We start from the raw sequence: 24,726 nt of genomic DNA, 5'->3' as shown, positions 1-24,726 counted from the left end.
GCAGGGCAAGCCCGAGGAGGCTCAACTCACGCCCCGCGGAAAGCGAGCACCTGCAGCGGAAATCAACTAGCACTCGCTACCTTCAATAGCAACAAAGTTTACGAAAAGAGCCTTTCAAAAAGATGTTTAAACACTGCCTCAACCGTTTATATGAACAGTAAGATTTCTATAAGGAGGAATTCCATGTCTTTCAAAGAAACACTGAGCGTACTTGAGAATTTATACTTGCAGAAGCCGGATAAATTGCTGACAATCTACTTAAATACAGACCGAAGCGACCCTGATCAGCAAGGGGGAGAATGGAAGATTTCCCTTAAAAACGGGTTCAACCGCCTGGAAGAATACCTTGAAAGTGCCCCGGAGGAAAAAGAAAGACTCCAAGCAATCCGTCAAAAAGTAGAAAAATTCGTGCATAGCTTAGAGCGCGAACTGCCAAGAAGCTTCATCATCTTCGCTTCTGCAGATAGCGGTATATGGGAGACATTCGAACTCCAGGTCCCGGTGGAAACCAATATCTATTGGGAAGAGAATCCCCATCTTGATCAACTTAAATCGTTGCATCAAGAATATCCTTATACAGGATTAGTGCTTTTACAACAAAACCAAATCAAAATTCTAACCTCCGCATTTGGAGAGATCCAGTCCAGCGAGTTCATGGAATTCGATTTGGAAACCGATGACTGGCGAAAGCACGAAGGACCCCATCACGCAGATGTCAGTATGGGAAGCAGCGGCGGAAAAGGCAATCAGCAGGAAGAATACGAAAGTCGCCTAAAGGCGAATCAACAGCGCTGGTGGAAAAGTCTTGGCAGCATCCTCGACAAAAAGGCTGCCGATGAAAAATGGGAACGAATCGTTCTAGTCGGAGATAAGGAAGAAGCGGCTGTGTTAGAAGAAAGTATGAATAAAGAAGTCCATGAAACGATCGGAAAAAACTTGTTGAATGAAAATGAGCATACGGTTGTAGAGAAGTTACTGGCTTAGTCTAAATGGCCACCGTCTTCGGTTAAGACGGTGGCCATTTGTGTTTGAGGCAGCTGTATTTATTCGGCAGAGGGAAGTTATCTGCCGTTTTAGAGATTTATCTGCCATATTTTCATTTTATCTGTCGTTTTCATCTTTTATCTGTCGTTTTCATCTTTTATCTGCCATATTCCTCACATATCTGCCATTCTACATAAATCGATAAATTCCTTCTAGCTCAAAAACATTTCACTTAACCAAGCACATACACCTCCTGTATTCATACATTAAAATAAGGAGGTGTGTGTCCGTGCTTTCACGTATAAAATGGTTGTCGTTTTCAATTGAATTATTTTTGGCTGTACCCATCTTTGGTAATATCGCCGGAGAATCCATTCCTTTTCTCCTCTGTTTAATAGCTCTGTGGCATGCAAGCGTGTTGTATATCTCAAGGTCGGAAGATCAGCCGATCCTAGGAAGTATTCTTGGAATTCTAGCTGCTTTCTTGAATTTCTTCCCGGTCATCCGATTGATTGCCCATGCGATCACTGCAATTGTACTTATTTTTGAAATACAGAAGGCTCCCGGGATGGAATAAAACAGAAAAAGGATGGTTCTCGAACAAAGAGAACCATCCTTTTTCATGAAACAAAATTCTACTGTACAACCCCGCCGGCATTCACGTACCTGGCATTGAACTCCTGAAGGAATTGGTTCGTAATGGCGTCGTCATGGATAATGAGCATGTTTTCATCGTTGACATTATTGCCGTTTTCACTCCAGTTAGTCGATCCCACGATAACGGTCGGATCGCTGTTCGTGTCAGCGTCAATCAGCATCGTTTTGGCATGAAGCTTACGGCTTTCATTTGCTGAGTACACGGGTGCCGAATTCGCCCAACGAGTGTTTGGATTATTCGTACTCGTTTGCGCGGCCGTTCTACCTGTCATTTCAATGCTCGCAGACCACCATTGATTCCAAAAGCTCGGGTCGAATAAGCCTTTTACATCAAAGCCTGTCAATGTACCCTGGTTATCCACATAGCTTCCTTCCCATTTGTTCTTTAATTCATCCACTAGTGCCTGATCACTCCAAGCGAAAATGGTGAAGTACGCATTCTCGTCGGCTTCTGTTTTCACAAGTTCCGTCATGCGTCCAACAGCGTCATCACCGGAAGAAAAATAGATTTCAACCGTATCACCACCGATTGTCAGTGTATGAGGCGTATTATCGATTTTGCGGGTGCTGAAGTTGGAAACCGTATTATCAGGAGTCGTTGTCCCGCTTCCCCACATCTCTTCGAATTCCGTTTTGTAAATCGAAGCAAGTTCCGGAGAATGAACTTCTACAACATGCTGTTGATTTCCATCAAGAATTCCTTGATTCATGTTCTCTTCAGTACCATAAAGTCCCGTCACCGTATAGTTCCAGCTACCTGTGAAGACCCATTTCCCATCGATCACGGCAAATTTGTTATGCATTTGATTGCCGGGAGAATAGTAGCTGTCTGTGTCTTTGAATTCCCCTTCCACAAACATATAACCTGTCGTCGCTGTGCTTCCGACCGTCACGTTTCGCTGTGGAATATCTGAGAAATCAGCAGGCAGATTGTATGATGCACGTTTCGCCGAATCTTCTACGACAAACATAGGAGAATCGGATAAGATATGAGCATCATCCCCTGTCCCGACTACGCCATCCTGTCCGCGGACGAGCTTTTCTAAATATAAGCGCATCGTTTCATAGCGCTCTGCGTAATGAGGATCTGTGCTATCCTTTGCATCAGCAAGAATTCGTACGTCCACCCCTTGGGCTGCTTTATTCATTAACGTATCGATCACTCGTGGTAAGTTAATTTCATACGTTGCCAAATCGATGGATGTCGTTGCATCATTTAAACGTTTCAGCAAGCGATCCTCCAAATTTACATTGTAATTCGCTTCGTTGCCTGTCGTCGCATATTGAGTCGATGCGCTTTTGTTGAAATACACGTTGATCGCACCAAGCTCCTCACTTACATTTGTGAGGGATTCACTACCGCTAGCTGGTGCTGTACTGTTTGCGGCTTTAGGCGTTCCGAATCCACCTTCATATGAAGTGGTTGCTGTATTCCAATTTGTTGAAACCGTTCCACTGACAGAGGAATCAACCCGTGCCATCGTTGCTTTCGTCGTATTGTCCCCTGCATACCAGCTGTTCACTTCATCGATAACCACACCTGATGCGTCTTTCAAGTACAGGGTTTCATTGGAGTTCCCAAGGCTTCCTGTATAAATCTGATCAGCTACTACCGCTGAAATCGTACTATCACTAGTTCTTTCCAGTAAAAAATAATCTTGTGCCGGAACTGTCCCACTTAAGGCAATGCTTGGTGATCCGTCCTCGGCTTCAAGGGCCCATCCATCCAGAGATAGATCGGATGAAGTTGGGTTATGCAATTCGATCCATTCATCATTATAAGAACCCGTCGTTCCCATCCATGCCACTTCATTGATGACAGCTGACTGAGTTGCAGCTTCCACACTTTTATTCATTCCACCCTGGGGCTGAATGAATCCTCCAGTAAGTAAAAATAGAATACTGATGACCGATAATGAAACCTTTTTTGTCCTCATACCCTTTCCCCTTTCAGAATACATATCAAATGTATAATAATGATTACAGTACAAGTATATTTTGTCGCATTTTGTAATGTAATGGGATAATGGACATTATTTTTCTTATTATTTTGTAAATTTTGTAGAGTCAGTGTAAACTGACATCTCTAATTCCCTACTTGTTTACCTATATTTTCTAAGATATTTCCTGATTACGTACAGAAACCCTTGAATACCAACCAGCCAACGCAATTAGGTAATAAGTCACATTCAATGCTCGTTTTTTACTCCTATCCAGGGCTAAAATACTCACAAAAAAATCACACAAAAAAAGCAAAGTCCATTTAAGACTTTGCTACCTACAATTCAAATTCCCATTCTTCCCTTAATACCACATAAATTAGAAGAAGCGTATCTTCAATATCTTCATAGGTTTGGTCTTCTATCTCCATACCCAGTTTCGGATAGAGGATGGATGCCAGTTGTTTGGTCAGGTTGTTCCGTTCTGAAAGGGGAAGCTGCATGAATCGTTTGCTATACGTGTTAACGAGATTCCATTCTTTCGTATTCAGTTGCTTTAGCTGCCACTCTTCAACTGAAAGATTTTCTTTAAGAAGACCCCGTTGACGAATTTCTTTTTCGATCGCTTTTTCTCTTTTCTTTCTTTTTAGCCGGCGCTCATGTACGACAATGGTTCCAGCTACGAGATCCCCCACCCGCTTATGCTTGGAATGAAGGAAGACCATCACGATTCCAAGGAAATAAGCGGCCGGGAGCATGTCGATGATTCTTAATAGATTGCGAATAAAGCAGGATAGAAGCGTGACACTGTGCCCGTTTTCCTGCATCACGCGAATGCCTAATAGGCGTTTCCCTACCGTCTTTCCACCCCAGTAATATTCTAAAGCGAAGAAGTATCCCCAATTCAGAACAAATATGGTGATAATTACAAGGCCCCACAGGGTTGAGTCGATGTCGAACATATACAGGCCAAACGGTCCTCTATTTCCCCATGTTGCGTATAAAAGAAGAACTACAATCAGGACATTGATGACGCCTAATAGCAGCTGATCAATCATAAGAGCAGCTGCCCGGCTGCCTAAACCCGCTGGTTGAAATTTCAGTGAGACATACTCGGGGGTTCTGATATCGACTTGCTCTTCGTGCAATACAATCCCCTCCTAATGGATGAATTTACCTTTAATTGTTTCTATTTATTGCTAAACTTACTATAATAAGAGATAAGAAATCCAAGTACAAGTAGGTGTCAAAATGAACGTGAAACAATTTGTTAAGCAGCACCGGGACGATTGGAAGAGCCTTGAGGAACTACTCGGAACCCTTCGAAAAAGGAAAAACGTGACCGGTCCCACCATTGATCAATTCAATCGTCTTTATCAGAAGGCTGCACAGAATTTATCGTACAGCCAAACCTATTTTCCAGGTGAAGAGGTCACAGATTATTTAAACGGTCTCGTCTCGAAATCTCATAATCTCTTGTATAAAGATCAAATCACGAGTGGAAAACAGGTTAGACATTTTTTCTCCACCACGTTCATCGGTTTGCTTCTCGAGCAATGGAAATTCGTCATCCTCGCATTGATTTTATTTACAGTCGGAGCACTGGGGGCTTTCCTATCGGTTATGAATGATCCCCTTCACATTTACTCTATTTTGCCACCCGAGTTGTCCCAGGGGGTCGACCCAAGTAATTTAGGAAAAAGTGATGGTCAAGTAGATTCTTCGATTATGTCGGCTTCGATCATGACGAATAATATCCAAGTTGCCTTTCTTGCCTTTGCCGGCGGAGTTACATTCGGTCTGTTAACGGTTTACATGCTTGTGTACAACGGAGTCATCATTGGTGCGCTGGCCGCTCTCTTCTGGCACCAGGGCATGAGTTACGAATTTTGGGCATATATCGTTCCCCACGGAATCATCGAGCTTACCGCCATCTTCATCGCAGGTGGTGCAGGATTATTAATGGGCTATAAGCTCTTTGTACCCGGCCGCTTCACCAGAAGCTTCCAACTGAAAGAGCAGGCGAAACGTTCTGTCCAGCTCCTCCTTGGTACGATCCCGTTGTTCGTAATTGCTGGAATCATCGAAGGCTTCATCACACCAGCAGCCATTTCCCTTCCGTCAAAGTACATCGTGGCTTTGTTAACAGTTATAGGACTGATTCTTTATATGGTATTCGGTAAACTTCGCTTGAACAAAGGGGTACTACAATAACCCCCTGTTCATCATGTCGATATAATACGAAACGGCCGTCGCCGCTAGTGTTTCTTCACGGGCCTCCACCATCAGGAGGCCTTGTTTTTCCCACTTAGCTTTTTCCTTTTTCTTCACTAGCATCTGCTTTTGTGCCATGCTCTTCATCATTGCCTGCCTTGTATCAACAGGGTCTGCTTTAATCCTTTCCATGACCAATTCATCTTCTATCCCGATTGTTAAGAAGAGATGCTGCTTCCGGAGACGCTGTAAATAATACAGTGCACTATCTTCATGAAGAAATGTGTGAATATCACTAAACAATAACAACAGGCTCCGTTTCTTTTGAACCGTCTGAACGTAATGGAGAACGGATGCATAATTGGATTCCGCCGCATCCACCTCCAGATTATAAATGCGGTGAAGGATGGTCTGCAGATGCCCCATCCCTTTAGCCGGAGGAATGTATTCCACTACATTTTTACTGAAAGCAAGGACCGATACATAATCCCCGTTTTGCAGGGCAGCTGCCGTAACGGTAAGTGCAGCTTCAATGGACTTCTCTAATCGATTGCCTTTTGTCAGTTCCGCACCCATCATTCTTCCGCAATCAATCAGAATCGTAATATATTTCCCATGCTCAGGCTCATATTCATTGGTCATCACTTCCCTGAGCTTGGCTGTTTGACGCCAATTGATCTTTCTAGGGTCATCTCCGAGTACATAGCTCCTGATCTTGGAGAACTCACCTGCCCCGCTCTGCTGTTTCTTGATCTTCATTCCTTCATATAGCAGGAATCTCTGGGCACTTTCTAACACTCTTTTCGTTTCAGTCAAATCTGGTATAACTTTCACATCATCTTTGCTTTCCACTGTCTTCTGTTTTTCCCACAATCCAATTGAACTCCGATACCGGAGATACAGTTTGGATAGACGATAGTCTCCTCTTACAGGCGTCACCACATCATAGGTGATAGCCATTGTTGATTCACTGGAGAGCTTCCCTTCTAAAGGAAAAGACGTTTGAAAGCTTTCCGGTGTGCCATCTATGATCCGATACGAAACGCTACGGGAAGAGGTGTTCTTGATTTTTAATTTGACAACATACTCGAGACCTCTCTCCATTTGGTCTGGGATACTGCGGATGACGTCAACTTCTTTTTTCGAAGGGGAGAGAAACAAATCAAAGAGACTCCCTGCGATAAATAAACCGTTTAGGATGAAAATCAGCGGCCACGACAATCCAATCAGTGTTCCTACCATCAATAGACCTGAAAAGAGCATATACGTAATCAATAGCCGATTTGTCGGCAGAATCCCCTTATCTTGGAACAGGAATCGACCCAATAAGCTCCTGGATGACTTGGTCAATGGTCAGTCCCTCCAATTCTACATGCGGGGATAACTGGATGCGATGTCTAAGAGCCGGTCTTGCCACCATCTTAATATCATCCGGTGTGACGTAATCTCGGCCTGATAGATACGCCCACGCCCGACCCGCTTTTCCAATCGAAATCGCCGCCCTTGTACTTGCCCCGAAGCGAATTGACTCCGTTTCCCGGGTTTTTCTGACTATTTGCATAATGTAATCCAATACTGAATCATTGAGAGTGACTTCCTCGATCTCCTTTCGAATCGACAAGAACGTTTCAATGTCTAGTACCGCTCCCACTTCACTTGTTTCAAAATGATTCTCAACCACTTGTTTTAACACATTTTTCTCTTCCTCAAATGAAGGGAAATCTATATCGAGCTTAAACAGAAATCGATCCTGCTGCGCTTCTGGCAGGGGATATGTTCCTTCAAATTCGATTGGATTCTGGGTTGCCACCACAAAGAACACGTCTTCAAGAGGGTACGTCGCTCCTTGGATTGTGACCTGCTTTTCTTCCATAGCCTCAAGCAAAGCCGCCTGTGTTTTCGCAGGTGTCCGATTGATTTCATCCGCTAACAGGATATTCGTGAATATCGGTCCTTTGATCGTTTGGAAGCTGCTGTCCTTCATGTTGTAAATTGTACTTCCCGTAATATCACTCGGTAATAGATCCGGCGTGAATTGAATCCGGTTAAAGCTTCCTCCAAGCAATCGTGACAGGGTCTTGACCATTTGTGTCTTTCCTGTCCCAGGTACTCCTTCGATCAAGACATGTCCTCCTGCCAGAATGGAGGACAATAAGAGTTTAAGATTCGTCCCCTGCCCCACGATGCGCTCTTCATATTTCTCCATTAAGGATGTGATTTCTGGTTTCAACGATCCTCCACCTCTTTCCTGAATAATTCGATTTTCTTAGACCACATAATGTATTCCTGTTTGTTCACATATTCTTTTGCTAACACGTTCTTTATCCCTGATATAAATGAAGCAATTTCTTTATTCGACATAGTCTTTATTCTCCGTTCCAATGTCTCCTTCAATTCCGGCCATTCTTTACCCGTTGGGATACCCCACCGTTCCTGGAAGAGATGTCGAACATATTCGGATTGAATCTCAAGGGAAGCCTTGTATTGTCTCCCTTTCAGGTACCAGGCCGCTAACGCTTTGATACGTTCATCACTGAATCGGACCATTTCTTCACGGGGTGTGATAACCCCCCCGTATCGTTTCCCTTTCATCCAAAGCGAAAGGAGGGTAAGGATTGCAAATTGGAGCAACAGGACCAACAGCCATTCTGGATACAGAGTTGCAACAGAAGCCTGACTCTCTCCACCATGAAGGTATTCATCCACCAGAATCGCCCCATCTTCTGCTCCCCCACTTTCTAATAAGGTAAGCACCAACGGGAGGTGATCTTTTGTTAAGATATTCTCGTTCGTCATCCAATCCGGTGACGTCGAGACAATCAAGTGCCCTTTACCTACATTAGATTTGAGGGCAATCGTCCCATCACGGTCTTCTAATAGAATCGTATCTTCAGAGGTCGTTTCTAATCGTACGTTGGATGTCTGATTGGAATGATATGTATGTCCATCACGATCATGTATGATGGACCCGTCTATCCCTTTGTCTATAATAATCGACTTCTGATCAAACATTCCTTTTGGATTCTTTTTGAATAGAAGAATGGTATTACCAGCCTTTATGAAATTCTCGTACTCTTCCATTTCTTTTCCGTCCGGAATGGAAAATGGTTCTATCATGATCAAGAGTTGATTGGAATCCGTATCTGATAACCGGGCAGGTGAAAAGGACCAACGCTCTACAGACCCATCCTCATCTTTCAAATAGGTATAAAGTGCTTTTATCCCAGTAGGAGAAGGAGAATCTGAAAGATAGGCCGGATATTCCTTTAGCTTCTCTGGAGTAAGAAAGACACCTGTCATGATAAATAAAGCGAGAAGAACGGCGAGCCAAATCCACGCCTTAATATTTGATTTCAATGCTCATTCCTACCTCCCTTCCCTCAACCTGTCTAACGATGGATCCTCACCGTTTCCCAACCATTCCTCGGCTTGATGTTTATACTGAAGATACTCACTTTCGTTCACATCCCGCTCACCATACGCTACCTCATCAAACAAGAGAGCAAGCTTATAAAACCGGTCAGCCCACCCCTGATTGACCCTCTGCAATTCATCATAATATTCCCAGTTCGTTTTCCAAACCCTCGCTTCCAGATATTCTCTTTCATGGAAGTACAGGAGCAGTGCCAAGAACATGTGCCGTGTCGCTTTTGAATAATCGTGGAGTGCCTCTTGCTTGTATGCTTCTTCCAAATGGCTTGAATAGGACCACTCCATTTCATTCAAGGATTGAAGGGGTTTGTTGGAGCGGAATTTACGTATCCGCACCCTGGTTCGAACCATGAAGAATACTATCACGAGAAGAACGGCCAAGACGATTACGATCAAAGTGATCAAAATGCCGGAAGCGGCAGCGTCTGTCGGTCCGAAAGACGGATTTATTTTTTGAAGTTGCTCAGCTAACCATTCCTGGGCTCTTTGCCACCAACCTGCAAGCAAGCCCTGTGACTCATCTTGGTATGCCTTATATTCCTCCCCCTCCAGGATGTCTTTGATTTGATCCTTTGCTCTTCTTTCATCCAACAATGTTTTCACCTAACTTTCAGATCAAAGCTCGGGTGCATTTAAGAAAATGCCCCTCGGAGCCGAGACTCGTTACATCCTCTTCTCAAGTGACTGCCTTTCGATTAAATAGTGTGATAGTCATCAATCATTTCTTTCAAATCGTCCGCATCGTGTCTTGTTCTCAAGTCAAGGAACATGACCCCGAATCCGACAGCGAACAGCATCGATGTAAATAAACTCACTACATTGACAATCATCCCGTACAGAACGCTATTCCCAAGGACCAATCCAAACGTAAATTCAAAGGCCGTGCTGACTATTCCAATTATCAGAGCAAACACTATATATAAACCAACCAGCGTCAATGTTCGCTTCCTAGTCAAGCTCCAGCTTCTTCCGATCCCAGGGGCGTCATGCTCAATTGCTGCCGCTCCAAGATAGAAGCTCCATCTGGTTAAGAGGTATGCGACGACAAGAGCAAAAACAAGTAGCAAGATAATCATGGTTATGACGATACCCGCACCAGTGTCCATGAATGCAGAACCGAAAACACCTGCAAAGGTGACTATGATAATCGGAACTATGACTAACACAAACACAATCAGTCCGAACAGAATACTGCTTCCGATAATCGGCCAAAAACGGGAGAATGCCTGTTTGATTACTTGCTTTACCGAGTATTCTTCATTCTTCCTCATATGATTGAGGGTAAATAATATCGCAGCTTGTGCGATAGGCATGAGAATGGTACCGATGAGACCGACCAGACCTGTACCAAGCTCTGTCCCCAGATTCATCCCCTGTCCTGCTTCGGTGGCTACTTCTCCTGAGAAGCTGTTGATCACCCCATCGAACCACGTCTCACCGCTCCCCGCAGTTCTAAAAAAACTGATGCCTGATGCCAGTTCAACGAGTGCCTGCAGTAAATAAACAGGTCCTAATAAAATTAGAAAAACGAAGAAAAAGTCTTTAAAATGGTTCTTACTCAAGCGAAATGTGTGATCCAATATTTCACCGAATCCTTTAGGTTTACTAAATTGTGCGTTCACTCTTAAATCCCCCTACTAGTAATATTTCAAATTTTGACAATATATCGCTTATTTTAACATTATTCCTCCTCCCGATGATGAAATTTTTGTCATTTTTCCATTTTTGTTACAAAGTAGCATAAGGTCTTATTAGATGTATATTTCTCGATTTATTTCTGATGCTGGTAGTAAGGCGATTGCTTTCTTCTTTCTATACGAAAAAAAGACCCAAAAAGTTTTGCTTTTTTTGGGTCTTTTTCTTTGATTATTAAGCCAAATCATGTTTAAAAGCATAGATCACTGCCTGCGTCCGATCTTGTACGCTAAGCTTGGAGAGAATATTGCTCACATGTGTTTTCACCGTTTTCAGGGCGATGAATAGTTCATCGGCGATTTCCTGATTCGTTTTACCCTGAGTCATAAGGAGGAGGATCTCCAATTCACGATTGGTGAGTTCCTCGTGGGGATGAGAAACGGTCTTCTGTCTCATCCGTGTCATCATCTTACCTGTCACTTCCGGCTCTAGAATCGATTGACCACTATACGTCTTCCGAACCGCTTCTGCTATCTCACTTGCTTTCGACGTTTTCAGCATATAACTGACAGCACCCGCTTCAAGGGCAGGATACACCTTATCATCATCAAGAAAGCTCGTGACGATGATGATCTTCGCGTCAGGCCATTCCTGGATGATTTCCTTCGTCGCTTGAATCCCATCCATTTCTTTCATCACGAGGTCCATTAGAATAATATCAGGACGGAGAGAAAGAGCGAGCTGAACGCCTTCTTTCCCGTCAGATGCTTCCCCTACGACATTGATATCCGCCTGTGCAGACAGATAAGACGATACCCCGATTCGTACCATTTCATGATCATCGACAAATACCACTTTAATCATTCATTTCACCTTCATCCTCTACAACAGGAACCTTTACTTCTAAGCGTGTTCCCTTATTCGGTACACTGATGATTTTAATAGTCCCACCAATTTCAATGGCACGTTCCCTCATATTCTGAAGCCCATACGAGCTTGTAACCTTCGATTCATTCACATCAAAGCCTTCGCCATCATCCACTATCCGTAAGATGATGATGGATTCCCTTTTAATCAGCCTTATGTCTAAGGAAGAAGCCTTGGCATGGCGAAGGGTATTCGAAACCGACTCCTGCAGGATCCGGAAGAGATGATCTTCAATCCCCTTGTCAAGACGCATATCTTCGATTTTCCACTCAATATCAAGTGGTACCTTTTGGGACAATTCGACTAACAGCTCCTTCATTCCTTCTTGAAGGTTCTTACCTTTAAGCGCAACGGGACGAAGATGAAGGAGTAGCGCTCTCATTTCAAGCTGGGACTGGTGAATCACCCGTTCCACCATTCCGAGTTGTTTCTCTTCATGAGGGGTTCTGCCGGGAGGGGGAGTTTCCGTGATGGCTGACATCAGCATAGATGCGGCAAATAGCTGCTGACTGACCGAGTCATGCAATTCTCTGGCCAGCCGGTTTCTTTCTTGTGACACGATTTCCTGGATTCTCTTTTCCTGCTCTTCTGCTTTTTCATTGGCGAGCTTCTGGGAATATCGTGCTTGATCTGTGAGGTGCTTTCCTAGCGCGTCGACCTTTTTCCAAACCTGTTGTACTTCAGACGTCGCCGTTTCTGGCAGGGTGATACTTCTTCCTTGTTCTACATACAAAAGTGCATCTTCTATTTCTCTCAGCTGCCGTTTATCCTTCAAACCCGTTCCGATTCCAAAAACAATACCGATGAGGATACTGACAACGAGAATAAATCCTACACCCGGTAAATCCATAATCTCAACTTCCCATAAGAGTGACCAATCCTGTAACGGATACAAATAAAAGAACGATAGAGATAAGAATACCACCATCACAAGGGAAAAAAGGATGCCTGCAACCACCTGCTTACTAACTGTACTCATATTCTCTTCACCTCTAAATCCCCGATCCACATAGAGGTGACGATTTTCACACGCTGAACGGCCGCATCATAACCTGGCGTTTGATAATACAGAGATTGATTAATTGCTCTCGGCTCCACCTCATCAAAGATCTCGATCGATCCTGCGAGAACCGAGTGATGAATACTCACATCCACATCGTACGGGATGAGAATCTCAATGTTCCCCAGAATGTTCCGAATGGAAACGACAGACGTCCCTTTAGGAAGCACTGTATTCCCAACATCGATGACTGAATCTCCTATGACTCCCTGAATGTTGATATCATTCCATTCATACACGTCATCCGGAGTCCTTTTTGGGCCAAACCATTCATTTTGGAGTGCGGATCTCTTCATCACGAGAGGTTCATGGTTTTGAGTGAACGTTTCTTTAATCGAAGGAGTGATGTATTTAGGATGCTTCTTGGAATCGGCAAAGCGGACAATGATAAAGAGAAGAATACCGAATAGCAAAAACTTAAATGCAACCGTATTGAAGATATTGATCGCCAAACTGATGATTCCGAACCACAGCAGGATTTTCCCTGATGTCTTCGGAAGCTTCTTACGTCCAATATAGATACAGAAGGCTGCAATCGAAAGAAAGACCAGAACCCCCCCGTCATAAAATGAGACTTCCAGCAGTATTAACAATGTTCCTATTAAAATGATCCAGCTTATCCCGTCAGAGCGTAAACGATTGAACATGAGGGGTTCCTCCTTTCTGGTTATGTAATGATTTGGTGAAGACATGTATAATGATGTTTCGAGAAACAGCTCATTTATTCCAATTCCGGCTCATAAAGTCCCCGAATCGGCTCATATCAGAGTTTAAAACGGGGTGAACCCATCATGAGTTCCCCCTGTTTTTACATTATCAAGTATTTACTAACCTAGAATACCATGTTTCAGGAAGGAATGGCTTCCGTTTCCTCATTTTTCATGTCTTTTTCTAGTTTGGCGATCTTCGCATCAATCGTGTTTCGGTAGTAGGAGGAATTCACTCCATGCTCCAGTTGATCTAAGTATGAATCGATTTCATCAAACTTAGAAAACGCCTGATTGTTATACCCTGAAGATGATTCCAGTACAGAGTTCATTTTATTATGAGCCCTGGCGATATTTTCTCTGCCCATCAGTTCCATGCGCTTAATGTACATATCCTTCAACTTATGTTTCATTTCTTCATATCTTCTTTCAAGCTCTTCAAGCTCCATGGTGGCTTGAAGCTTTGAATCCTGAATGCGAACCGCACGCTCTTCGTAATATTTTTGTTCCTGGAGGGCAAATTCATACAACCCTTCTTCATTGGCTTTGGACGCTACCTCTGCCTGATATTTCCGCTTGTCAGCAAGAACCGAAGCCTGCTGATACTCTTTTTGAAACTCTTCTTTTAGAAGGTATTGTCTTTCCACAAGCTTGCTTACTTTTTCCACTTCCTGCTCACATTGTCGTAAATAATGATTCAACACGCCAATTGGATTTTTCTTTTCCTTTTTATCTATTGCTTCGTGTAGGTCGGACATGACAGTATTTTTCATTCGTTGAAATAGGTTTGCCATAATGAGAATCTCTCCTTTAGTTTTTTCGTGGTTTTATTAAAGGATGTTGATGTCTCTTTCAATCAACATTCCCCTTTACCAAAGTCTAGTTTTTTAATTGTGACCATTCTCTTTCAAAATTCGTGAATGGATCGGATGATTTTTCTTCAATGATGACTTCTTCTTTTTTCCAGTTCTTATAAATCACATACAATACATACAGAGCCACTAGTCCGATGATTGCAGGGAAGTTCGATACAGTTGCACTGAATGCTGCAAGACCGATCAGCGCCCATAAGATCTTTTTCCCGGTCGAGTCTGTTTTGATAAACCCTTTAAAGCTGTAGTACATAATCAATAAAGAGATCGCGAGCCCCACGATCGGCCCTAAATTCGCAAGCAGGACAATCGCTGCAATCCCTCCAGCTAAAAGCAATCCAAATTTCTTCATTTGATGTTGCCTCCTTTCTTCTTCATGTCTCTATCCTATCTAATTTCCCGATTTTCCATAACGAGCCCGAGCTTTATTTTCGTATCAGACTTGAGGCTTAGTGAAGGTAGGACTGTTCTTTTTCGAGGGGATAAAACTACAAAGGTCCGTCCCTCAAATCTCAAGGGACGGACCTTTATCCGTTTTTCACTTTGTAAGTTCAAGGAATTCTTCTACATCGGAAATGCAGAGGTTGATTCCCTTTTCCCAGAAGGCTTCTTTGGTAATATCTTCTCCTAGGTGTTTCATGGCCAGTTCTTCTACGCTCATTACGGCCGTGTCACGTAGCAATGCCATGTATTTTTCTTCGTAGCTTTCGTTTGAATCCAGCGCTTTCGCATAAATGCTAAGTGAGAAAAGGTACCCAAATGTATAAGGGAAGTTATAGAACGGGACTCCTGTAATATAGAAATGAAGCTTTGATGCCCAGAAGCGCGGGTGGACTTCTCCAAGTGAATCAGCGAATCCTTCTTTCTGCGCTTCCACCATCAGTTCGTTAAGCTTCTCAACCGAGACAATTCCCTTCTCCCGTTCTTCATAGAAGCGCGTTTCGAATAAGTAGCGGGCATGGATATTCATGAAGAATGCGACGCTTCGCTGCAGCTTATCTTCAATAAGGGCAACCTTTTCTTCTTTCGTTCCCGCCTCTTTAACGGCTGCATCAGCCACAATCATTTCGGCGAAAGTCGATGCCGTTTCAGCCACGTTCATGGCGTAATTCCGATTCAATGTGTGCATCGGTTTCAGTGCATAAGAATGGAACGCATGCCCTAGCTCATGCGCTAAGGTGGATACATTCGACATAGATCCTGAGTAGGTCATAAAGATGCGTGACTGATCACTTAACGGGAAGGAGGTACAGAAACCGCCAGGACGTTTCCCGGCACGGTCCTCTGCTTCAATCCATTCATCCTCAAATGCTCGTTGGGCAAAACTCTCCATCTCCTTGCCGAACAGAGAGAACTGCTTGAGAATAAAGGCAGCCCCTTCATCGTATGACATCGTACTTGTGGACTCTGCGACCGGCGCATCTAAGTCATACCAGTCCAGTTTGTCCTTTCCAATCAACTTTGCTTTCCTATCAAGGTACTGAACAAAAGGCTGTTTGTGTTTTGAAATCGCTCCCCACATGGCATCAAGCGTTTCCTGCTTCATTCTGTTATATTCCAGAGGCTCTTTCATCAACTGGTCCCAGCCCCGCTTTTTATAGACATTCAAGCGAAATCCGCCTAGGTGATTGAGTGTTCGGGCAAAGAGTTCCTCGTTGTCTCCCCAAGCCTTCTCCAATTTATCAAAAACCTCTTTACGCTTTTTCTCATCGGAGCTCGAAAGTAAGTTGTTCGCCTGCCCTACTGACAATGTTTTCCCATCATGGGTGATTTCCATCGCTCCTACAATCGTGTCGTACATCTGGCCCCAGCCGTGATAGCCATCGACGGCTAATGCTTGAATCAATGATTCTTCAGTGCTAGAAAGCTTGTCTTTCGCTTTTTGTCTCCACTCAATCAGCACGAACGTGATCTCATTGAGACGTTCATGCTGCAGCAGTTCATTCCAGACTTCTTCTGTGCAATCTGCAAGCTGTTGCTGAAACTTTGTAAAAGTTGAAGAAAAATCGGCACTCAGACTCGTCACTTCCCCACGAAGAGAATCGGCTTTCCTGTCATTCATGTTTTGTGCTTCCAAACAGCTGACAAAAGCACCTGCCTGACGCAAATACAGCATCACTTCCTTCGCTTCCTCAATGAGGCTCCACACTAAGTCCCCATCCTTCGCCGATTGAGGTGGATGGAAAGCAAGTGCGTTGTCTGCGAAATCATTTTTCTTTTTTTCTAACGTGTCGAGGTGCTTTCTGAATTCCTGCGAATCACTTCCCCCACTGAAAAAAACATCTAAGTTCCAAATATCTGAATATGTATGAGTTGTACGGTTCATAATGTCCCCCTAATATGATTGTTAAAATTGGCCCTATTCTATTTCTAATTCTCGATAAATCTGCTAAATCCTTCATGATCTTTTCCAAATCGCTCTTCTTAAACTCTCTTCATTTGGTTTTTAAGTGAATAAAAGTGGAATAGTATATAGCAAACACCACGCCATACCATTTGCTAAAGGAGGCTATACAATGAAACTGGTCGTAAATATTGTCGCTTTCGCTTTAGTGATTCTGATGAATACGCTTGCTGTCACCTTGCCTTTGAATAATCAATCAACAGGAGAGATCAGTGACAGGCTAGACATCATGATCACACCGGCAGGATACGTTTTCTCCATATGGAGTCTTATTTATCTTCTCCTTGCCATCTGGATCATTCGTCAATTCCCTAAAGATAGACGGGACCTTCCGCTTTATCAGGAAACTAGTGGCCTCTTCGTATTGAGCTGTTTATTGAACTCAACATGGATACTCGTTTGGCATTATAATTATTTTCTCGTTTCCGTCTTTATTATGCTCGGACTCTTATGCACCTTAACCGCCCTTTATAAACGGATTAAAAGTACAGGTCCGTCCCTCTTGGATCTAGCCCCATTCTCCATCTATTTAGGGTGGATTTCCGTTGCAACGATTGTTAATATCACCTATTATTTAACGGATATCGACTGGAACGGGTTTGGAATATCCGAGCTTTTATGGGCTTATATGGGATTGATTGTGGCCACTCTACTCACTTTCTGGTTCCGCACAAGGCAGCACGACCTGCTTTATCCACTCGTATTCGTGTGGGCATTTATCGGAATCGGTGCAAAAAACATGGCAGAGCACTCTGCTTATACCTATACCGCCTATGCCCTAGCCGTTATCATCCTGATTTTTGACCTTGTCTACAAGCGAACCCGTCTATGATCCGCCCACGAAGGTCCGTCCCTATACTTTAGGGACGGACCTTCGTGTATAAAATGCCACCCCATGACTTACATTAAGTGATAGGGGGTGCTTTAGGATGAAGCAGCATATGAAAAATGTGACGAAGGCAGGCACAGATATCGATGATGTCAAACGCCAAAATCAGCATTCTGGTCTGACGTATAATCAAGTAAAGCAGCTATTAGGTGACCAATATATTGGTAAAAAATGAAAGAAAGCGCCGAGTCATTCGGCGCTTTCTTTTTCTTTATTTTCTTTTTCAATGTTTTCCCTTTGATCGTTAAGTTTCTCTTGAATCTTATTCTTTTCCTTACACGGCTGAGTCAGGCTGACAATCACATCTCCCTGTTCAATCTTAGGTGAAGCGCCTTCCGTGAAGAATTCTATTCTCCCGGTCGGTTTATGACAGAACATAAGCAGTGTGTGTTCATCTCTCTCTTGTAAGTAGTCTTCAAATGTGTATTTTTCTGTGATATTGGTTTTCCTGAACACGTCCCCACGTTCGACACGTTTATTCAGTTCTTCCCATGTCACATGATTCTGGAAGAGAATACGTCCACCAATTGTATGAACCATATCTTCCAGGTCATCATCTCGCTTGCTGCGGAGACTCAGTTGGAATAGGTTATTCCGTCCGACTTCCGGGACAAATGTCGTACAAACAAGAGCATTGTAGGAATCAAGCTCCGTAGCTGCAATCATATACTCGTATGGGGTCATATCAAGGTAATACTCGGTTTGCTCAGAAAGAATTTCTCCCCTGTAAAATGGAATCCCGGCTTTTCTGACTGAAAACAATCTCTGCCAGGAAGAATCCGTAATCAAGACAGGAATCTTGAGATCTTGAAGGGTCTTGGCAAATTCAGTACTGAACTTACTCCCACCGACAATGACGATTCCCGGTTGATCACTGATGGCTAAGTCCAGCTTTTTAGCCAGCCATTTGATTGAAAATCCGTGGGCACATACCGTTGAGAATACAAGGGCGAACGTTAAGGATGTCAGGATGGCAGCATCCTCAAATCCCTTATCTGACAATACTGCCGCAAAGTAACTTGATACGGTTAACGCGACAATTCCCCTCGGCGCAATCCAACCAACAAGGATTTTCTCCCTGTTAGAGAGGTCCGTCCCTATTGTGGACAACCAAATGGATACCGGTCGTACGATGAACAGCATGAGCAGGACAAATGCTACGATGTTCCAGTTGAAGATTTCAAACAGGGTCTCGACGGTTAAGGAAGCTGTCAACATGACAAAGATGGTCGAAATGAGCAACACGGATATATTTTCTTTAAAATGGCGCATATCGTCGATAGATGAAATATGCATATTCGCAAGGGTCATCCCCATGGCTGTTACGGCGAGCAGGCCGGTTTCATGAGTGATGTGATCTGAAATCGTAAAGCAGGCAAGGACCAGTGCAAAGACAACCGGTGATTTCAGGAACTCAGGAACATGTCCATTTTCAAAGATAAAGCCTGTGAATTTCCCCAGTGCCCATCCAAAGAAGACGGCAAACAGGGAAGCTGCAAAGAATAGCAGCAGTGCTAATCCTGAGACATCATCACTAATTAAAAAGTTGATGATTTCAAACGCAAATACGGCAATAAGGGCGCCGAAGGGATCGACGACAATCCCTTCCCACTTCAAGATTGCAGCTGGCCTTGGCTTTAGCTTGGCCTGCCTAAGCAGTGGCAGAATGACCGTCGGACCAGTGACGATGAATAAACCACCGATGACGAAGGCGACCGCCCAGGACAAACCTGCGACATAGTGGGCACCAAGTGAACCCAGTATCCATGCAAGGAGGGCGCCGAACGTGACAATTCTAAAAACTGGCTTCCCCAGTCCCCTTACCTCACGAAAATCAAGATTTAAGCTTCCTTCAAACAGAATGATGGCAACTGCCATGGATATGATAGGTTTAAAGACTTCACCGAAATCGTCCTTTGGATTAATAAGACCGAAGATCGGGCCAACGAGTAATCCGACAATCGACATGATGACGATAGCAGGCAGCCTGAATCTCCAGGCAACCCATTGGGAAGCAATCCCAAGTACTCCGACTAACATGATGTTGAATAAAATAGAATCGATCATAGCTTTCTCCTTTGGAGGTTATGAAATCAGCCATCATAACAGCAAATAGTATGTACATGTTACCAATTAGAATAAAAGGTCCGTCCCTCTTATTGCAAAACAAATGCCTTATGTCAGCACATTTGTTTTTGTATAGTTTACATTTTTATGGCCGATTTTAACCAAAGAGTCGTTTCCAGTCGTCTGCAGATGGTCACGTAGTGAAGCGTAGTGATGAGAACGGCTCCAGCATTCATCCCAACAATGACCCCTTCCATTCCAAAACGGGATCCCAGCAAGTAAATCATTGAAAACGAAAAGATGCTCGACCAGATGGTATGAAGAAGGGCATCCTTCACCAACCCTAAGCCAATTAAAAACGCCTGAAGAGGGAAGACTAAAAAATGAAAAAGAAAATACGGCCAGAGCAACTTTAAATAATAAGCCGAGGGTACAGAGTGAAAGAACGTCTCTGTTAAGTAATCCCCAAGAGTATAATAAATAAACACGGCAGGTATGCCGTAGCCTAACGTAATCCACATTACTTGTTTAAGATGCGTTAAAATCCCATCAAAATCCTTCGATGATACTTTCTCCGATACGGTCGGAATCAACACAATCAGCATAGAAAAAGCAATGAAGGATGGGAAAAACCCGATGGTAAGAGCTATTCCAGCAAGCATTCCGAAGTGCTCATTCGCTTCCACTGCCTCCATCCCTGAGAGCACCAAAGCCCATTTGATGAGAAAAGGCTGAACGGCATGTGTCAGCGCATGAAAGATGCGAAGGACAGTTGTCGGAATCGAAACAGAGAGCACTGACTTTCTCATATCATTTGTTGATAGTGTAGAATGGCTGTTCTTTCTTTTACCCTTAATCACTAGAACGTAAGCATGAATCAAATAAACAAATACCACCGCTTCACTTGCAATCAGAGTACCCAGGGCAATAAAGATTGATGTGTCTATTCCAAAGGATAAAAATTGATAGATCGACACTAATAAAAACAACTGGATTCCTTTACGAAGAAAATTCGCTACAGCAATTTTCCCCATTTGCTGGATTCCCATAAAATATCCTCTTGTTATTGAAGTGAAGGCCACAATCGGGATCACGATCAAGACGAGCCAGCGGATACCTGGATGATATCCTTGAAACAATGGAGTCCATGCATACACAAGTACCATGACCATTAAAAGAACACTTGTCGTAACCACTGCAAACCGAAAGGCATAATGCAGCATCACCCGATGATACCGTTCCTCCTTTTCGGCAAAAAACTTCGAAAGACTGATCGGTAATTCCATGCTCGATAAAATGACGATCAGAAATACGGTAGGCAGAATCGACATATATGTTCCAAGACCCGCTTCTCCAAGCTCCCGGGCAAGTATCATATTAATCACAAACTCCAAACATTCCCCTAGAAAAGCCGTCACCACCAACACCATCGTGCCCCTTAAAAACAGACTCATATGCTTGTACCCTGCCTTTGTTTAAGATGGTCTATTCTATGATGGTTGTCCGGGGAATATGTGATGGGGTGATAGGAGCGAGGGAAGTGGCATGATATACATCGGGTATTTGAAAGGTTTGGAGGGGACCGATGATGGTTGATTGGGCCACTTTTCCCTTTTATTGGGCCACTTTTAATCAAAATTGAGCCACTTTCAACATTAATTGGGCCACTTCCGGACGAATATGGGCCAAATTGTGAACAACGTATACAAAATACCCCCACCACCATACTAAAAACCTACATTCAATAAAAAAGCAGCCCCACTATAGGACTGCTTTTTCCTCAATCTATTCTTTCACTACTTTACGCTTACGTCCACCGATTTTCCCTTTGATCTTCATCAGGATTTCATACACGATTGGTACGATAACAAGCGTTAGGAGAGTCGAACTGGTCAACCCGCCAATAACGGTTACACCGAGACCTTTCGAAATCAATCCGCTTCCTTCAAGACCCAACGCCAGTGGGAACAAGGCCCCGATGGTAGCAATCGCAGTCATAAGGATCGGGCGGAGTCGGGTAGCGCCGGCTTCAAGTAACGCTTCCCGTGTAGATAGACCTTCTTTTTCTTTGTGAATTACTCGGTCGACTAACACGATCGCATTGGTTACAACGATACCGATCAGCATAAGTGCTCCGATCATGGAGGAGATACTGATGGTTTCCCCTGCAATCAATAACCCTACCAGTGCACCGATAATCGTGAATGGCAGTGAGAACAGGATGGCAAATGGCGCAAGACCGCCGCCGAATGTAATGACAAGAATCAAGTAGACAATTGCAATCGCTGCAAGCATGGCTAATCCTAATTGCGTGAAGGATTCCTTGATGTCTTCTGTCACTCCACCCATGTTCACGTCGATACCGGATGGAACATCGATATCTTCAATTTCTTTTTGTATGTCTTGAGATGCTTTTGAAACATCATCGGTTTTCAGCTCTCCACTCACTTGAGCAAAGACTTTTCCGTCACGTCGTGAAACGGTATCGGACGTTTTACCTTCTTGAACTTCTACTACATCTTTAATTTTCACTTCCATACCAAGCGGTGACTGGATGGTTTTATCCGTTAAGTCGTTGATACTTTCGTACTTTTCTTTCTCAACGTCCAGATAAACGTTCACTTCTTCCCCATCTTTTTCAATGGTTGTGAGGACTGGACGCTGACGTGTCTGACCAAGTTCCATGGCGATTTGCCCAGCTGTCAGTCCAAGCTCACTTAGCTTTTCCTGGTCAGCGATGAACGAATATTCATCATATGATTCGGAGATGCTCGATCCGACTTTTTTGAAATCTTTCTTCTCTTCCATCATGCTTTGTATATCGTTTACAACAGGTTGGATTTCTTTCAGTGTTTCCCCGTACACATACACGACAATTTCATTACTGCCGGCACTTGCAGAGAAGTCCTGAGAAGCCCACTCACCTTTATCAGTGGATTTCTGTAAGTCTTTGATGACTTTTTCTTTTTCCTCAGAGAAATTTTCTGTATCGTCGTTATATTGGACGTAGAAGATCGCATTGTTCGAAGCTCCCGGACTCATCGGGTTCTCTCCACCGACAGAGTACTGAATCGTTTCTGCTCCTTTACGTCCCTGGAAGTATCCTTCTGCATCCTGAGCTATCTTGTTGACGTCTTCTTCTGTTTGACCCGGATCTGGTTTATATGTTGCCATTACCATCTTTTCTTCGTCTGATGGAAGGAAACTGACTCCGATAAATGGTACCAGGAACAAACTTCCAACAAGCATGGCAATCGCCAGGATTGAGGTGATGATCTTATGGTTCAGCGTCCAATTCAATACGCCTTTATACCACTGGGCCAAACGGCTTTTCTTTTCTACATGCTTCTTCCCTACACCTTTTTTAAACATAGAGTGTGCAAGCATTGGTACAATCGTTACGGCCACAAGAAGTGAAGCCAACAGAGCGAACACGATTGTTAAGGCGAATGGCAGGAATAGTTCCCCGATCATCCCTTGAACCAATCCTAATGGAAGGAAGACGGCAATCGTGACAATTGTGGAAGACGCGATCGGTACAAACATTTCTTTCGTTGCCTCACGGATTAAGTCTTTCCCTTTTAGCATTTCACCTTTCAGTGACATTCTTCGATAAATATTTTCCACTACGACAATGGAATCATCGATTACCCGTCCGATGGCTACGGTCATCGCCCCAAGGGTCATAATATTCAATGTGATATCCATCTGTTTCAGTAATAAAATCGCAATCAGAAGCGATAACGGAATCGACACAACTGAAATCAGCGTCGATTTAATATCCCGTAAGAATAGAAGAATGATGATAACTGCAAATATGGCACCGAATAATGCTTTATTCAGCATGGTGCTAACAGATTCTTCGATCGGTTCACCTTGATCAAAGGTAGAGATAATTTCTACTCCATCTATGTCTTTCTCAAACGTCTTGACTTCTGCTTTGACGGCATTGACAACATCCACCGTATTGGCGTCAGCTGTTTTCACCACTTGAAGGCCAATAGATTCTTTCCCGTTGGTTCTTGAAATGGATTCTGCTTTTCCAATCAGTTTAATATCAGCAATATCTGATAGTTGCACCGTCGGAATCTTCATTCCTGCTGGTGCTTCTCCAGCTGCAGGAGCTTGAGGAGCCTGCCCCTGTCCTGAACCTTGTTGTCCTTGTGGAGCTTCCATGGATCCGCCAGTATTTGGCGTCACAGGAATCTTCATTTCTTTCAAATCTTCAATCGTTGTAATGTTCCCGTCAACCATCACTGATTTCTGGCTGTCTTTAAACGTGTACAATCCCAGTGGTGCTGTCACGTCTGAGCCCTTGATGATATTTTGAACAGTTTCTTCTGTTAATCCATTTTCTGCAAGTTTATCTTGATCAAAGACGATTTGCGCCTCTTGCACTTGTTGACCAGATGCCTGGACAGAAGCAACACCTTCCACTCCCTCAAGCTGCGGAACAATCGTATCTTCTACAGTTGAAGTTAATTGAGCTAACGATTGATCTTCATTCGCTACACTGAGAGCGATGACCGGAAATGCATTGAAGCTGAGTCGTGATACTTCAGGATCATTGACTCCCTCTGGAAACGGTAGATCCGCCAGGGCTTCTTCTACTTCGGTCTTTGCTTCATCCATATCTTTCGAAAACTTGTATTCTATTTGGACGGCTGAAGCATTTTGGTAAGACGTTGAGCTTACAACGTTTACCCCATCTAAATTCTTCAAACGTTTTTCAATTGGTTCTGAAACCTTATCGGCTACATCTTCAGGGGTCGCTCCCGGATACACAGTTGTAATACTAACAATCGGTGTATTAATGTTAGGTAAGGTTTCTAGTTTCATATTAAATCCTGAATATAAGCCTGCAATGATGACGATGATGGTCATTAACCACACTGCAAACTTATTTTTAAGTACGAAATTAATAATACTGTTCACGTT

At 43.5% G+C, this 24,726-nt stretch carries 21 protein-coding genes; 5 read left to right on the top strand and 16 right to left on the bottom strand.

What is annotated here, in order from left to right; translation table 11 throughout:
* The first annotated feature begins 183 nt into the window (after positions 1-183).
* Positions 184-984 (top strand): VLRF1 family aeRF1-type release factor, encoded by an 801-nt coding sequence (locus tag FGG79_RS13700; RefSeq protein WP_138779247.1) that lies wholly within the window; start codon positions 184-186, stop codon positions 982-984.
* A 289-nt stretch (positions 985-1,273) separates the two neighbouring features.
* Positions 1,274-1,561, top strand: coding sequence for a hypothetical protein (locus FGG79_RS13695; protein ID WP_138779245.1), 288 nt, complete (start codon positions 1,274-1,276; stop codon positions 1,559-1,561).
* A 58-nt stretch (positions 1,562-1,619) separates the two neighbouring features.
* Here FGG79_RS13695 and FGG79_RS13690 read toward each other — a convergent pair whose 3' ends face one another.
* The gene (locus FGG79_RS13690; RefSeq protein WP_240794283.1) at positions 1,620-3,578 is read right to left on the bottom strand and encodes a phospholipase D-like domain-containing protein; all 1,959 of its coding nucleotides are present in this window, start codon (positions 3,576-3,578) and stop codon (positions 1,620-1,622) included.
* A gap of 341 nt (positions 3,579-3,919) precedes the next feature.
* Positions 3,920-4,729, bottom strand: a complete 810-nt coding sequence (locus FGG79_RS13685; RefSeq protein WP_138779243.1) for an RDD family protein — start codon at positions 4,727-4,729, stop codon at positions 3,920-3,922.
* Positions 4,730-4,832: 103 nt separating this feature from the next.
* Here FGG79_RS13685 and FGG79_RS13680 point away from each other — a divergent pair, with 103 nt between their 5' ends.
* Entirely contained in the window at positions 4,833-5,795 is a 963-nt protein-coding gene (locus tag FGG79_RS13680; RefSeq protein WP_138779241.1) for a stage II sporulation protein M, read from the top strand.
* Here the strand turns inward: FGG79_RS13680 and FGG79_RS13675 are convergent.
* From FGG79_RS13675 to FGG79_RS13625, 11 genes are all read right to left on the bottom strand, one after another.
* A complete protein-coding gene (locus FGG79_RS13675; protein WP_240794282.1) occupies positions 5,787-7,145 on the bottom strand; it encodes a DUF58 domain-containing protein in 1,359 nt (452 codons plus the stop codon). The genes FGG79_RS13680 and FGG79_RS13675 overlap by 9 nt on opposite strands.
* Complete coding sequence (locus FGG79_RS13670) at positions 7,096-8,025, bottom strand: AAA family ATPase (protein ID WP_138779239.1); 930 nt, start codon at positions 8,023-8,025, stop codon at positions 7,096-7,098. The genes FGG79_RS13675 and FGG79_RS13670 overlap by 50 nt, the downstream gene beginning before the upstream one ends.
* Positions 8,022-9,152 (bottom strand): DUF4350 domain-containing protein, encoded by a 1,131-nt coding sequence (locus tag FGG79_RS13665; protein WP_240794281.1) that lies wholly within the window; start codon positions 9,150-9,152, stop codon positions 8,022-8,024. The genes FGG79_RS13670 and FGG79_RS13665 overlap by 4 nt, the downstream gene beginning before the upstream one ends.
* Positions 9,153-9,161: 9 nt before the next feature.
* Entirely contained in the window at positions 9,162-9,818 is a 657-nt protein-coding gene (locus tag FGG79_RS13660) for a DUF4129 domain-containing protein (RefSeq protein WP_240794280.1), read from the bottom strand.
* A 104-nt stretch (positions 9,819-9,922) separates the two neighbouring features.
* Positions 9,923-10,849 carry a glycerophosphoryl diester phosphodiesterase membrane domain-containing protein gene (locus tag FGG79_RS13655; protein ID WP_138779236.1) on the bottom strand — a complete coding sequence of 309 codons (927 nt, stop codon included), beginning with the start codon at positions 10,847-10,849 and terminating at the stop codon, positions 9,923-9,925.
* Positions 10,850-11,096: 247 nt separating this feature from the next.
* On the bottom strand, positions 11,097-11,726 hold the full coding sequence (locus tag FGG79_RS13650) for a response regulator transcription factor (protein ID WP_138779234.1): 630 nt from the start codon (positions 11,724-11,726) through the stop codon (positions 11,097-11,099).
* Positions 11,719-12,768 carry a sensor histidine kinase gene (locus FGG79_RS13645; RefSeq protein WP_138779232.1) on the bottom strand — a complete coding sequence of 350 codons (1,050 nt, stop codon included), beginning with the start codon at positions 12,766-12,768 and terminating at the stop codon, positions 11,719-11,721. The genes FGG79_RS13650 and FGG79_RS13645 overlap by 8 nt, the downstream gene beginning before the upstream one ends.
* On the bottom strand, positions 12,765-13,496 hold the full coding sequence (gene liaF / locus FGG79_RS13640; RefSeq protein ID WP_138779230.1) for a cell wall-active antibiotics response protein LiaF: 732 nt from the start codon (positions 13,494-13,496) through the stop codon (positions 12,765-12,767). The genes FGG79_RS13645 and liaF overlap by 4 nt, the downstream gene beginning before the upstream one ends.
* A 200-nt stretch (positions 13,497-13,696) precedes the next feature.
* Positions 13,697-14,350 carry a PspA/IM30 family protein gene (locus FGG79_RS13635; RefSeq protein ID WP_138779228.1) on the bottom strand — a complete coding sequence of 218 codons (654 nt, stop codon included), beginning with the start codon at positions 14,348-14,350 and terminating at the stop codon, positions 13,697-13,699.
* 85 nt (positions 14,351-14,435) lie between these two features.
* The gene (locus FGG79_RS13630) at positions 14,436-14,780 is read right to left on the bottom strand and encodes a lmo0954 family membrane protein (RefSeq protein ID WP_138779226.1); all 345 of its coding nucleotides are present in this window, start codon (positions 14,778-14,780) and stop codon (positions 14,436-14,438) included.
* Between the two features lie 186 nt (positions 14,781-14,966).
* On the bottom strand, positions 14,967-16,754 hold the full coding sequence (locus FGG79_RS13625; protein ID WP_138779224.1) for a M3 family oligoendopeptidase: 1,788 nt from the start codon (positions 16,752-16,754) through the stop codon (positions 14,967-14,969).
* Between the two features lie 190 nt (positions 16,755-16,944).
* On the opposite strand from FGG79_RS13625, the gene FGG79_RS13620 reads away from it, so the two are divergent.
* Both FGG79_RS13620 and FGG79_RS22285 read left to right on the top strand, forming a co-directional pair.
* The gene (locus FGG79_RS13620) at positions 16,945-17,664 is read left to right on the top strand and encodes a TspO/MBR family protein (protein WP_138779222.1); all 720 of its coding nucleotides are present in this window, start codon (positions 16,945-16,947) and stop codon (positions 17,662-17,664) included.
* A 97-nt stretch (positions 17,665-17,761) separates the two neighbouring features.
* A complete protein-coding gene (locus tag FGG79_RS22285; protein WP_276607966.1) occupies positions 17,762-17,896 on the top strand; it encodes a hypothetical protein in 135 nt (44 codons plus the stop codon).
* Between the two features lie 14 nt (positions 17,897-17,910).
* Here the strand turns inward: FGG79_RS22285 and FGG79_RS13615 are convergent, their stop codons facing one another.
* From FGG79_RS13615 to FGG79_RS13605, 3 genes are all read right to left on the bottom strand, one after another.
* Entirely contained in the window at positions 17,911-19,788 is a 1,878-nt protein-coding gene (locus FGG79_RS13615; protein ID WP_171050929.1) for a cation:proton antiporter, read from the bottom strand.
* 137 nt (positions 19,789-19,925) lie between these two features.
* Entirely contained in the window at positions 19,926-21,242 is a 1,317-nt protein-coding gene (locus FGG79_RS13610; RefSeq protein WP_138779220.1) for an oligosaccharide flippase family protein, read from the bottom strand.
* A 331-nt stretch (positions 21,243-21,573) separates the two neighbouring features.
* Entirely contained in the window at positions 21,574-24,723 is a 3,150-nt protein-coding gene (locus tag FGG79_RS13605) for an efflux RND transporter permease subunit (protein WP_138779218.1), read from the bottom strand.
* Positions 24,724-24,726 lie beyond the last annotated feature (3 nt).

Origin of the sequence: Bacillus sp. BHET2, assembly GCF_005938125.1 — a bacterium.
Classification (GTDB): Bacteria; Bacillota; Bacilli; order Bacillales; family Bacillaceae_B; genus Rossellomorea.
Note: the sequence above shows the minus strand (reverse complement) of the source record. Positions and strands in the feature narration are given on the sequence as shown.

What these genes read in the sequence shown, in the direction of transcription:
- liaF (WP_138779230.1), bottom strand. Translation starts at nt 13,496, where the DNA reads ATGTTCAATCGTTTACGCTCTGACGGGATAAGCTGGATCATTTTAATA.
- FGG79_RS13645 (WP_138779232.1), bottom strand. Translation starts at nt 12,768, where the DNA reads ATGAGTACAGTTAGTAAGCAGGTGGTTGCAGGCATCCTTTTTTCCCTT.
- FGG79_RS13610 (WP_138779220.1), bottom strand. Translation starts at nt 21,242, where the DNA reads ATGAGTCTGTTTTTAAGGGGCACGATGGTGTTGGTGGTGACGGCTTTT.
- FGG79_RS13630 (WP_138779226.1), bottom strand. Translation starts at nt 14,780, where the DNA reads ATGAAGAAATTTGGATTGCTTTTAGCTGGAGGGATTGCAGCGATTGTC.
- FGG79_RS13680 (WP_138779241.1), top strand. Translation starts at nt 4,833, where the DNA reads ATGAACGTGAAACAATTTGTTAAGCAGCACCGGGACGATTGGAAGAGC.
- FGG79_RS13620 (WP_138779222.1), top strand. Translation starts at nt 16,945, where the DNA reads ATGAAACTGGTCGTAAATATTGTCGCTTTCGCTTTAGTGATTCTGATG.
- FGG79_RS13690 (WP_240794283.1), bottom strand. Translation starts at nt 3,578, where the DNA reads ATGAGGACAAAAAAGGTTTCATTATCGGTCATCAGTATTCTATTTTTA.
- FGG79_RS13635 (WP_138779228.1), bottom strand. Translation starts at nt 14,350, where the DNA reads ATGGCAAACCTATTTCAACGAATGAAAAATACTGTCATGTCCGACCTA.
- FGG79_RS22285 (WP_276607966.1), top strand. Translation starts at nt 17,762, where the DNA reads ATGAAGCAGCATATGAAAAATGTGACGAAGGCAGGCACAGATATCGAT.
- FGG79_RS13650 (WP_138779234.1), bottom strand. Translation starts at nt 11,726, where the DNA reads ATGATTAAAGTGGTATTTGTCGATGATCATGAAATGGTACGAATCGGG.
- FGG79_RS13625 (WP_138779224.1), bottom strand. Translation starts at nt 16,754, where the DNA reads ATGAACCGTACAACTCATACATATTCAGATATTTGGAACTTAGATGTT.
- FGG79_RS13700 (WP_138779247.1), top strand. Translation starts at nt 184, where the DNA reads ATGTCTTTCAAAGAAACACTGAGCGTACTTGAGAATTTATACTTGCAG.
- FGG79_RS13615 (WP_171050929.1), bottom strand. Translation starts at nt 19,788, where the DNA reads ATGATCGATTCTATTTTATTCAACATCATGTTAGTCGGAGTACTTGGG.